This is a genomic window from Dyadobacter frigoris, assembly GCF_005280585.1.
Lineage (GTDB): Bacteria > Bacteroidota > Bacteroidia > Cytophagales > Spirosomataceae > Dyadobacter > Dyadobacter frigoris.
Window position 1 is genome coordinate 40281 of sequence record NZ_SZVO01000003.1, and the last position, 11715, is coordinate 51995.

8 protein-coding genes and 1 pseudogene are annotated in these 11715 nt (G+C 42.1%); 1 reads left to right on the forward strand and 8 read right to left on the reverse strand.

The features are described from left to right. Nucleotides 1-81 precede the first annotated feature (81 nt). The 8 genes and pseudogenes from FDK13_RS07235 to FDK13_RS07270 all read right to left on the reverse strand — a co-directional run bounded on the left by FDK13_RS07235 (nt 82) and on the right by FDK13_RS07270 (nt 11164). Nucleotides 82-3176 (reverse strand): annotated as a pseudogene (locus tag FDK13_RS07235) (efflux RND transporter permease subunit). Between the two features lie 9 nt (nt 3177-3185). Next, complete coding sequence (locus tag FDK13_RS07240; RefSeq protein WP_229215939.1) at nt 3186-4268, reverse strand: efflux RND transporter periplasmic adaptor subunit; 1083 nt, start codon at nt 4266-4268, stop codon at nt 3186-3188. Nucleotides 4269-4335: 67 nt separating this feature from the next. Further along, nucleotides 4336-5631 carry a TolC family protein gene (locus FDK13_RS07245; RefSeq protein WP_137339336.1) on the reverse strand — a complete coding sequence of 432 codons (1296 nt, stop codon included), beginning with the start codon at nt 5629-5631 and terminating at the stop codon, nt 4336-4338. A 104-nt stretch (nt 5632-5735) separates the two neighbouring features. Further along, nucleotides 5736-7091, reverse strand: a complete 1356-nt coding sequence (locus FDK13_RS07250; RefSeq protein WP_137339337.1) for a sensor histidine kinase — start codon at nt 7089-7091, stop codon at nt 5736-5738. Then, nucleotides 7088-7768, reverse strand: a complete 681-nt coding sequence (locus tag FDK13_RS07255; RefSeq protein WP_137339338.1) for a response regulator transcription factor — start codon at nt 7766-7768, stop codon at nt 7088-7090. Before FDK13_RS07255 ends, FDK13_RS07250 begins: the two co-directional genes overlap by 4 nt. Nucleotides 7769-8508: 740 nt before the next feature. Beyond that, complete coding sequence (locus tag FDK13_RS07260; RefSeq protein WP_137339339.1) at nt 8509-9504, reverse strand: SDR family NAD(P)-dependent oxidoreductase; 996 nt, start codon at nt 9502-9504, stop codon at nt 8509-8511. A gap of 104 nt (nt 9505-9608) precedes the next feature. Further along, nucleotides 9609-10379 (reverse strand): SDR family oxidoreductase, encoded by a 771-nt coding sequence (locus FDK13_RS07265; protein ID WP_137339340.1) that lies wholly within the window; start codon nt 10377-10379, stop codon nt 9609-9611. A gap of 29 nt (nt 10380-10408) precedes the next feature. Next, nucleotides 10409-11164, reverse strand: a complete 756-nt coding sequence (locus FDK13_RS07270; protein WP_137339341.1) for an SDR family NAD(P)-dependent oxidoreductase — start codon at nt 11162-11164, stop codon at nt 10409-10411. A gap of 104 nt (nt 11165-11268) precedes the next feature. Between FDK13_RS07270 and FDK13_RS07275 the strand changes: the two genes are divergently transcribed. Then, the gene (locus FDK13_RS07275; RefSeq protein ID WP_137339342.1) at nt 11269-11622 is read left to right on the forward strand and encodes a winged helix-turn-helix transcriptional regulator; all 354 of its coding nucleotides are present in this window, start codon (nt 11269-11271) and stop codon (nt 11620-11622) included. Nucleotides 11623-11715 lie beyond the last annotated feature (93 nt).

Here is an 11715-nt window from a genome sequence, read left to right on the forward strand (position 1 = left end):
CTGAGCGTTAAAAAATAGTCAATATAAATTGGGTTACCTTTTAGAACCAGGCTAGTCTACGTGCCCTAAAAGTGCAGATGATCACTCCTGCTTATTGTCTTTTCTGTACGCCCAATAAAATATTTGTGGTAAAACCGTAAAGGATAGGAACATACAGATCAGCAGTCCACCCACAATCATAATCGCCAGCGGTTTCTGGATTTCGGAGCCCATGCCGTTGGACATAGCTGCTGGTAAAAGACCAAGTGCCCCCATCAGGGCAATCATGACCACCGGGCGGATTCTTCCATAAATACCTTCGGAAATGGCCTGTTTCAAGGGGAGCCTGTGCACCAGATTCTCTTTCATGACATGCACCAGAATGATACCGTCGATGGTGCACACACCGAAGAGGATGATAAAGCCAATCCCGGCAGAAATACCAAAGATGGTGCCGGTCATCCAAAGGGATAAAAAGCCACCGACAAACGCAAACGGAATGGTGATCAGCGAAATCATCGTGTCTTTCACGTTTCCAAAATCCATATACAACAGGAAAACAATAAGTATCAAAGCGGCCGGAATAATGACCGCCAGCTGCTTGGTTGCGCGTTCTTTACTTTCAAACTCACCAGCCCAGACTACTTTTGTGTTTTTGGCAAACTTCACGTTTTCTTTTACAACCTGCTGTGCTTCCGCAATGGTACTCCCCAGATCCCTGCCGTCGATGCTGAATCCAATGCCGATGTACCGGCTGCTGCCTTCACGGTAGATAAAGGCAGGGCCTGTTTTTGTACTAATCGTGGCGATTTCTTTCAGTGGTACCTCATGATCATCGAGTGAAGGAATCAGGATGTTGCCAATTTCCTCTTCTGTATTGCGGTAAGCTTCCTGAAAACGGATCGTGATGTCAAACATCCGGTCATTTTCATAAAAGACCGAAGCTGCTTTGCCGCCGATCGTCATCTCGATTACCGCCTGAGCGTCAGCCATCGAAACACCATGGCGCGCCATCCGTGCTCATCGAGGCGGATAGCCAGTTCGGGAATACCGATATTACGATATACCAGTACGTCAGAAACACCCCTGACCTTTTGCAGATTTTCGGCCACCTGATCGGCCTTACTTTCCATATCAACCAGGTCGTTACCAAAGATTTTAACCACTAAAGAACTTTTTACGCCGGCTACATACTCTTCAACATTATCCTGAATCGGCTGACTAAACCCGAAGGTGATTCCTGGGAAAGAGGCCAGAACCTCCTTCATTTCCCTTAAAAGTTCGTCCTTTTTGATAGGTCGTTCCCACTGATTTTCCGCTTTAAGCTGAATGTGAAATTCGTTGTTGAAAAAACCTGTTGGATCGGTCCCGTCATTAGGCCGTCCGGTCTGGCTCATGACAAATTTCACCTCCTGAAAAGAGCGTAGCGTGTCCCGAAGTGCATTCCCCGTTTTGACCGATTGTTCAAGGTTAATACTATTAGGCAAAGTTGCCCGCACATAAATTGCCCCCTCATTAAGCTTGGGAATAAACTCGGTGCCGTAAGTCATGAACTTGCCCACACAAAGCAAAAACAAGGCAACAAATCCCGTTAACACCAGCTTTTTATTTCTGTCACTCCAGAGATAAAGTTTGAAAATATTATTTCGAAAAAAGTTAACAACCGGATTGCTTGTCTCTTTTATATCCCTCTTTAATAAGACCTTACACATGGCAGGAACAAAAGTCAGGCTCAAAATCAGTGAGCCAACCAGAGCATAACCCAGCGTAAATGCCAGCGGGGTAAACATTTTCCCTTCCACTTTCTGGAACGAGAAAATGGGCAGCAGTGCTACGATCAGAATGATTTGTGCAAAGAAAATATGGGAAGCCACATGTTTGACACTACGTTTCATCAGCCCTAGTTTGGACATTTTATTGAAACGTTCAACGCCCAGCCGAAGCGAGCTTTTTTCGAGATCCACATAAATTTTTTCAACAATGACCATGGTCCCTTCCAACAGCAGCCCAAAGTCAATAGCGCCAAGCGATATAAGGTTTGCAGGCAGTCCCTGAATCCGAAGCATTGTAATGGCAAAAAGAAAAGACAACGGAATGACCAAGGCAACCGTTACCGTTGTACGCCAGTTGAAAAGAAAAATAAAGACGATGACCGAAACCAGTACGATCCCTTCGGCAAGATTGTGCGTCACCGTATCAACAGTCGAATTCACAAGTTCTGTCCGATCAATTACCGGGACAATTTTGACGTCGTCAGGAAGAATCCGGTTGTTAAGCTCATCAATGGTCTTTTTAAGTTTGACGATCACTTCACTTGGATTTTCACCACGCAGCATCACGACGATTCCTTCGACCAGATCCTTATCTTCCCCCAGCCCTACCTGACCAAGCCTTGGTTTGGCTGTGATCGTAACCTCGGCCACCTGTTTTACATGCACTGGTGTCGATCCTTTCACGCTAATGAGAATATTTTCAATATCATGCGTACTTTCCAAAAGTCCTACCCCGCGCACCACATAAGCCTGATCCCCTTTCTGGATCACATCGCCGCCAACGTTAATGTTGCTTTTTTCAACTGCCTCGTATACATCCAGCGGCGTTAATTTGTATTGCGCCAACAGTGCAGGATTTACCCTTACTTCATAAATCTTTTCCTCTCCGCCAAAGCTGGCCACGTTTGCTACGCCCGGCACAGCCACAAGTTCGCGCTCAATAACCCACTCCTGCAATGCGGTAAGCTCTTTGATCGGTTTATCACTTTTGAGGACATACCTGAAAATTTCACCAGTGGCCCCGTAAGGCGGCTCAATTTCCGCTTCTGCCCCTTTGGGTAAATCAATATTGCGAAGCCGTGTGGAAGCATATTGCTGGGCGTAAAAATCCTCAACTTTGTCCTCGAACAAAACCGTAACGACCGATAATCCGAATAGGGAAATTGACCGAACCTCTGATTTTTTCGGGATCGTATTCATTTCCTTCATCACCGGAAGGGTGATGAACTTTTCGATCTCCTCTGCACTTCTTCCCGGCCACTGGGTAATGATCCTTGCCCTCGTGTTGGTCACGTCCGGGAATGCCTCAATAGGCGTATTAATATAACTTACGATGCCCACAACAGCCAAAACGGCTGTCATGAAAAATATGATCATCGTATTCCTTAAAGAGAATGCGACAATGTTTTGTGTTAATTTTTGCATGAAAGATTTTTATTTTTCAGAACTGACCGCCTCAGAAAAAAGAAGCAATTGATTTTTAACGACTATTTTTTCTCCGGCTTCTATGCCATTTTTGAAGAAAACACGGTCATTGTCCTGCACGTCAATGGTTACTTTACGGGGTTCCAGTGATTTGTCCTGCTTTTGAATCAGGACGTAATTCTCATTGTTATGGAATATCAAAGCAGAAACCGGGACCGCGATAGCCATTTCGGAAAGGTTCTTTCTTACCAGCGCTTCAATGGTTAGTCCGGGTTTTAATTTCAGATCTTTATTTGGCATACGGATACGTGCTTTCAATACGCGGTCCTGAGGATCAAAAACCTGGGAAATTTCAGAAATAACCCCGTCAAAAGTTTCTCCGGGATACGCTTTTGATTTAATTACCGCGCTCATGCCTTTTTGAACAAAAGGAAGATCAACGGCATACACATTGGTCATGACCCAAACATCTGACAAATCCGATATGGTGAAAAGGTCGCTATCATTTCCATTAATCTGGGTTCCACCGGAAATATTATTTTCAACAACATAACCGCTGACCGGGGCCTTGATTTGAAATACCCCTTTCTCAGAACTTGCATTATAAAGTGACAGATTCGCCTGAATTTTTTCTATTTCGCTTTTCAGAATATCTACCTCACTTTGTGCTTCAAACAGGTCTTTTTCAGACGATACGCGGTCAGCAAACATGGATTCTGCCACCGATAGTTTTCTTTTCGCAACCCTTAACTGCGATTCCAGTGTTTTGCTTTGCGTGTTCAGGTCTGTCAATTCGCTGCTTCGCAGCTCGGCAAGCACCTGCCCTTTTGTAACCTTATCACCCAACGAAAAATAGGTTTTTGTAACAATTCCGTTGACCAGGCTCGCATAATGTACCACCTGATTGGGATTGTACTCGATCTGGCCGTTCAGTCTGATTGACTGCGTGATTTTTTCCATAGCCGCGGTGTACGTCGTTAATTCCTGTATGCCCGCTTTGGGCTTTTCTTTTGTTTCGGATGCCTGCTCCGTTTTCTGATCGCAGGAACCTAGTCCCGTGATTACAGAAAACAGGACGAGTATATAGGACATTGAAGTTGACATAGTTTAGCTTAAAATGTGTTTTCTGGTTTGTTTACCGTATTGATTAAAAATGGCATTATTCGATCTCTGCTCCTGTCGCAAAACTTAATTCTTCGCGACTGTCCTGCAACTGTTTAAGCGTTAAAAGGATTGTCCGTTTGTTTGAAATATAGGCCTCAAAAAAATCCAGATATTCCACCATGCCGATTTGCCGTTTGGTATAATACAGTGTATAGGTCAGAAATACCTGATCAAGATCTTCGCCGTAGGCAGGGTCCAGATTCTGGTAAGCATCAACGCTTTTCTGCAAATCCCGGAATGCCTGAGCAACTTCTGCCTCAATCCCTTTTATCTTTTGTTCTGACTCGACTTTGGATTTACTGATACCGATCTTGCTTCCCAGTATGGCACCCTGGTTTCGGTTGAAAACCGGCAAGTCCATTTTAAATCCAAATCCGAAAAAATTAAGGAGAAAATTTCCGCCGCGGTCATAGTTCATCCCAAAAGTCAGATCCGGTTTACGTTGTGCATATTCGAGATCATAATTTTTCTGCGCCCATGTCTGCTGTAAAAAGCTGATTTTAGCATCTGGCCGGGCAGAACCTGCTGTTGCCATCAGGTTATCCAGTGACAAAGCTTTTAATGTGCCCGGATTAGGACTACTTATATCTTGAACGACCAGATATTGGCTTACCGGCAGATTTAGCAGGATCGAAAGTGATTTCTGAGCGGCATGAACTTCCTTTCTGGCTTCCAGGATTTGCTGGCTAAGTTCCAGTTTCAATGCTTTCAACCGGAACAGTTCAGGCTTATTTAAATTGCCCTGGGCATATTGATTTTCAAAGGACAAAAGAAGAGAACCCAAGGTATCGTCCTGACCCTTCAAAACCGATAAAAACGACTGATGATAAGCAAGCTCAAATAAATTTTTCCGAAGCTCTGTTTTCAGGTTACGGATTACTTCGGAGAAATATTCACTGGCAATGTCCCTTGATACTGATTCGAGTGCGATGCGTTTTTTACGCTTGCCGGCTGTCTCAATAACCTGTGTTAACTCAGCTGTAAACTCTCGGTTTTTACCAAAGTTCCCAATCAACGGAGGAATAGTCTCTCCGGAAGAAAGTTGATTTTTAGTCGTCCAAAGATTCAGTTCATCAATACTGAATTCAGGATTTGGCCACAGTTTTGCCTGGATTATCTGCGCTTCGGCCTGCCGAATACTCAGTTTTTGGGCAAGAAGATCAAGGTTGTTATTCAAAAATAATCCTTCCGCTTCTTTCTGAGATAGCCTTAAAGTATCCTCGGAGAAAGGACTTGCAAAAGAAATTGAAACAGAAATTACCAGTAGACCGGTTAAAAAAAATGCCTTCACAAAATTGTTGTTGTTGAAGACACAAAATTAATTTGGCAGCATTAAGCTAACCTTTGTACTACATTAAAAACGGATGAAGGCTACATTAAAAGTAAATTAGAGCATTAACTAAAGAGAAGACCAATGCGTGTTCCACTTCCAACCTTTGAATCAATCGATATCCCGATGCCATGGTTTTCCAGAATTTTCCCGGCAATGGTCATGCCCAACCCGTTTCCTTTCGTGCGCACCGCATTTACGCCCCGGTAAAACGGCTCTTTGATGTGATCAAGATCATTCGGATTGATACCGATCCCCTTATCTTCAATCTGAATAAGGAGATGCCCGCTTTGGTTTTCGACCGTAATATTAACTGGCTTCCCGGATGAAAACTTGGCTGCATTTTCGATCAGATTATAGAGCGCAATATAGATTTGCGTGCTCACACAGCGGTATTCAAGAAGTTCTGTATGGTCTTGCGGCAGATTCCAGTGGAGATTAATCTTAGTCTTTTTATAGTCTGATGCGAGTGTATCAAGCACTTCCCATAAAATCTCATCGATACGTTCCTCACTTGTTTTTTCATTGTAATTTTGATCTAAACCTGCTAGTACCAGAAGATTTTGAAGTATTTTTTCAAGACGCCCGGCATCATTTAAAACGTTTTGACCGATATTTTTATACTCCTGAATTTCTCTGTCTTTTTGAAGCAGAACTTCCAGATTTCCTACAATGGAAGCCAGTGGACTTTTCAATTCATGAGAAGCGTGATTAATGAAATTTTTCTGGATCTGAATATTCTGATATACCTTTTCAAGCATCCAGTTGAATTCCTTAAAAAGATCTTCCAGTTCATCTTTTGTCTGCCGATACGTCAATGTGTGCTTCTGTCCGGTCATATCAATCGTTTTGACCTGCTCGATAATGTGACGAACCGGAGAATACGCAATCCGGGACAGGGAATAGCTTAGGGCCACAATAACGGCTACGCCAATGACCAAAGCAATCAGAAGAATCCGGATCAACTCATTTTCCTGCGCCTCCAGAACAGGGTTTTTCGCTTTGATGATGATGCTGAACGAACCTTGGTTATCACGGTAATAAATCGCGTAATAAAAAGCATTGTCAACCTTGAAGTTATACCGGTTTTTAGCCCTGATGGTTTTCAGAATCTTACTGGTAATATTAGTATCCGGATCTGCTTCTCCGTAATGTATCATTCCCGTCTTGTCATACAACCGTATTTCCTGATCTGCGCTCGCAGTCAGAAATTTCTTTTCAATCCGGCTATAATCTTTAGTGCTGAGCTCGTCTTCTTCCAAATAAAACATGGCTGTGAGCGAAGCAGTTCTGGCGAGGTCTTCAAAAAAAATACGTTCGGCAGACCGTATAAAATTAAGATAGATCAGCACCGACGCAATCGTGAAAACCAGGCCAAAAACCAGCGATGAATTAAGCGTTAGTTTGTGTTGTATTTTCATTCGTTGGCAGTGATCATATAACCTCTCCCTTTGACTGTTTTTATGAGTTTTTCAGAAAAGTTGCTATCAACTTTATTGCGCAGATAGGAAATATAGACGTCTACTACATTAGTAAACGTGTCCATATTGGTGTTCCAAACGATTTGCAGGATTTGTGAGCGTGTAACAATTTTATTTTTGTTTTCCATCAAAAAAACCAGAAACTTAAACTCTTTTGCAGAAAGAATGATCTCATTGCCAGCCCTTTCCACCACATTGGCATCAACATTAACACGTAAATCGCCGCAAAGAAGAATCTGGTCTTTCGCATAATGCAGTTCATAGCGCCTGCGCAACGCTTTAATCCGGGAAAGCAGCTCGGGAAAATGTACCGGCTTGACAAGGTAATCGTCTGCGCCAAGATCAAGTGCCTTAATTTTGTCTTCTGCTTCGCCCAAAGCGCTAAGCATTAGCACGGGAGTATCTATTTTTTTGAATCGGATTAACTGCGCCAATTGCAGGCCGTCAATATCAGGAAGCATTACATCGAGAATAAAAAGATCCCAGTTTTCCGCTTGAATCAAGGTCCGTGCCTCATTTCCGTCAGCGGCAAGCTGCACATAATAACCTGCTTCCGTTAGACCTTTACTAAGAAAGCCGCTGATACGGCTATCATCCTCTACGACCAGTATTTTCATGTTACTTTTTTTGCCTCACCCGCAATTAAAAGAAGGAGAGATCATGTAAGGAATCTTGCAAAGGTAATATGGTAACGAACCATTTGAAATTGACAGGGTTGTCCCGCATATCTTTATTTCAAAACAACAAAAGACAACTATCTGTAAAACAGATAATTAAAAGTTAAATTAGAATTTTATTAATAATTTATCACAATCAGGAAAGGTTAATAAGGATTCTTTCATCCAATAGTTAATCAAATATTGATTTAATAATACTTCAAATCGGTCGCTCTTCTAATATCCGGGTCAAATTTACTTGCAAACAGATAAATTTCCTGGAAGTATGCGCAAAATGCAACTTGCGACCAGATGAATATCCAAACCGAGGTATGTGGCCGAAATAGTTTTGTATCCGTTTTCGTGGAGAAATTCTTTAATTCAGCAGCTTCATTACAGAAATAATATCTTCTGGTTCTACCGGCTGGTTACAAATACAGCAATCTATTGTTAAGCAAACTATTAAATGGTGTAATAAATTAATGTTTTTGTTAAAAATAACTGCCTGTAAGAAATATGAAGTGCATACCGTTCGGTATACACTTCATTAAAATTATGGCACTTGAGGTGCTTCTCGGTCAGCAAGTATATGGTGCTCTAATACAACTTTCTTCCCGAAGAACGTGGCATCCTTCCAGGAAAGTTTAATGCCGGGTATTTTGAACTGAAATGCCACATTGCCTGCATGAAATAAGATAAAATTAATCAACGTTAAATATAACGCCTGATAATTCCTCGGTCAGTTTCCACAATTGTATGGCACTGGCTTCGTCTAAGGAATACGGTTTTACGCCATTGAGTATTGATGAGTCGATAGCTAATTCGGCTATATCAACATCTTCGAGGTACACACCGCCTGTTTCGTTTAATAGCGGGCTCGTAGCTGCCCATATGGTTGTGGCCGCACCTTGCGGAATGGTTTTAAGCGAATCAATAACTTCCGGTACAGGATTTCCTTTGTCATCCAAAAAGCCAAATTGCTGTAATATTTCAACTGGGGCCTCTCTGGCTAATTCTGTCCCCCAAATATTGCCGGGGTGTATTGAATATACTCTTACGCCGAATGATTTGGCACTGTTGTTCAATTCAAGCGAAAACAGATTGAGTGCAGTTTTTGAACGTCCGTAAGCTTGCAAGGTTTCATATTCACCATGTTCAAAATTCGGATCTTCAAAATTGAAAGGTGCAAAATGGTGCCCTAAGGAAGAAACATTGATCACTCTGGCACCGTTCGCTTTTTTCAGCGCTTCCCATAGTCTGGCGGTAAGCCGAAACACCGCCAGATAATTGGTTGCGAGCTGCGATTCATTCCCTCTGGAATCACGGCGTAACGGCACGAACATGATACCCGCGTTGTTAATGAGCAAATGTAATGGCCTGCCCGAAGCCAAAAACTTTTCGGTAAAGTTGTCAATAGAATTGGCATCGATCAGATCCATTTCCTCTATTTCAACATTGGCAATTCCTTGCAGGTTTTCCTTCGCTTTTTCTACATCCCTTGCAGGTACAATAATTGTTGCCCCTGCTTTGGAAAGGGTTTTCACCGTTTCCAAACCAATACCAGTGTTACCGCCCGTAACAATGGCGATTTTTCCTTTAAGGTCAATTCCTTTAATTACATCACTTGTAGTTGATGTTGCGTTAAATCCTGAACCTATTGATTTCTGTAACGCTCCGTTATAATTACTTTTTTCCATTTTGATGATCTTATTGTTGAAGCGGGGCGGGATGATCCAAACTTCTCGCTGTTTTTTTAAAACGCCTTACTTGTCTTTGTTGAGCATGTATTTATTGATGAAAATTATTTCATCAGACTGATATTGGTGAGCCCGCCATCCGATAGAATTTCGGTACCAACTATAAAAGCCGAGTCCTCAGATGCTAAAAATACAGCAGCCTTTCCAATGTCAGACGGAAGTCCTTGTCTGCCTGCAGGTGTAATATCTATCCAAATTTGTTTTACCTGTTCCAGTTGTTCCTGCGGTACAATTTTTCCAAAAACAGGGGTATCAATAGAACCTGGCGAAAGTGCATTAACCCGTATTCTTCTTGACAACAAATCCAGTGACAAGCCTTTTGCCAATGATATGATAGCCGCTTTTGCTGCTCCATAGATAGCCATCCCCGGTGCGGCACGATGTGCAGCGCTCGACCCAATAAGTATGATGGAAGCACCGTCATTTAAATAGGAAAGCGATTTTTGTACAGAGAAGTAGGCACTTTTCAAATTCAGATCCATGTAACGGTCATAATGTTCTTCCGTAACGTCGTTTATCGCAGCCATTGGCACACCGTCCACAATACCGCCTGCATTGACTACTAAGACATCGATCTTTCCAAATTTATCAGCGGTTTTTTTGAATATATTTTCCAGATCATTCATACTGGTGACATCACCTTTAATGCCGATAAAATTTGTACCCAACGCGTCCGCAGAAAGGTCTAATGTCGCCTCGTTTCTTCCGGTAATAGCGCCAACTGCACCTTCCTTTCTGAATGCTTCTGCAATACCGAATCCAATACCGCTATTGCCGCCTGTGATTACGGCTACTTTGTTTTTTAATTTGGTCATTTTTTGTTCAATCTTAAATTTATGAAAATTTAAATACCGTAAATACCGCCAGAAACGGAGATCTTCTCTCCCGTGATCCACGCCGAATCGTCAGAAGCAAGAAATACGGCTACTTTTGCAATATCTTCGGGTTGTCCCGTGCGGCCAAGTGGCGTACTGGCAACTAATTTTGCTTCAAAATCGCTACCGATAAAGCCCGCACTATGCGAACCTTCTGTTTCTACTATGCCGGGCAAAATAGAATTGATACGAATATTTTTTCCGCTAAATTCCTTTGATAAAGAGATCGTAACGGCATCTAAGGCCGCTTTGGTTGCAGAATATACCGAGCCTGTGGCCAAAGGCGTATTACTTGCGCCAGAACTGATATTGATGATATTTCCGCCTTTATCGCCAAACAGTTTTACAGCTTCGCGGATTGCCAGTACAGACCCCAAAACATTGATGTTGAAATGCTGATGGATAGATTCTGCGGATACGAGTTCAATTGGAGCATACTGGTAAATGCCCGCATTGTTTACCAAAATATCCAGTGTGCCGAAAGCATTTTTTGTTTCTTCAAAAAGTCTGATTATATCAGCTTCTTTTGACACATCACCCTGCACGGAAATTGCTGTCCCGCCACTATCAATTATCGATTTTACAACTTTGTCTGCACCTTCTTTGCCCGATGCATAATTTACAACAACCTTCGCTCCCTCTGCCGCAAAATATTTAGCAATAGATGCACCTATTCCTTTTGATGCACCTGTAACTATGGCTACTTTGTTGATTAGTTTACTCATTTTTCTATTTAATTAATATTGAGCTGCAAAGTTAGATCAGATAGATATATTTTAGTAACTTTGTTTCAAAAAGTAACAGTAACTTTCAAGTAACAAAGTAACCTATGGAGTGCAAACCAGAATTTCAGACGGATCGCAAAAAAGAAATGATGGCTGTCCATGATGCCATGGACGTCCTGAGCGGGAAATGGAAGATCTATATCATCTCATCGATCTGCCATTACAACAAAAGAAGATTTTCAGACATTTTGAATGATGTAGCCGGCATTTCCAACAAAATGCTGAGCAAGGAATTAAAGGAACTGGAAATAAACAAACTGGTCGAACGAACAGTTTTAAACACACACCCGGTAACTGTTCAGTATGAACTCACCAAACACGGCAAAACGCTGCAGACCATAATTAACAATCTGACAGATTGGGGAAAAGAACACCGGAAGGAAATTATCGGGCAATAAACCCTCGTTTTATCAAGCCATATTAATTGATATTTAATTTCGCAAAAGAAAATTAAGCTAAGTTGGTGCCGTTTAATTTCTTAACAAGATGAA

Excerpts from the sequence above, each read along its gene's own strand:
- FDK13_RS07240 (WP_229215939.1), bottom strand. The coding sequence starts at position 4,268 with ATGTCCTATATACTCGTCCTGTTTTCTGTAATCACGGGACTAGGTTCC.
- FDK13_RS07250 (WP_137339337.1), bottom strand. The coding sequence starts at position 7,091 with ATGAAAATACAACACAAACTAACGCTTAATTCATCGCTGGTTTTTGGC.
- FDK13_RS07255 (WP_137339338.1), bottom strand. The coding sequence starts at position 7,768 with ATGAAAATACTGGTCGTAGAGGATGATAGCCGTATCAGCGGCTTTCTT.
- FDK13_RS07260 (WP_137339339.1), bottom strand. The coding sequence starts at position 9,504 with ATGGAAAAAAGTAATTATAACGGAGCGTTACAGAAATCAATAGGTTCA.
- FDK13_RS07265 (WP_137339340.1), bottom strand. The coding sequence starts at position 10,379 with ATGACCAAATTAAAAAACAAAGTAGCCGTAATCACAGGCGGCAATAGC.
- FDK13_RS07270 (WP_137339341.1), bottom strand. The coding sequence starts at position 11,164 with ATGAGTAAACTAATCAACAAAGTAGCCATAGTTACAGGTGCATCAAAA.
- FDK13_RS07275 (WP_137339342.1), top strand. The coding sequence starts at position 11,269 with ATGGAGTGCAAACCAGAATTTCAGACGGATCGCAAAAAAGAAATGATG.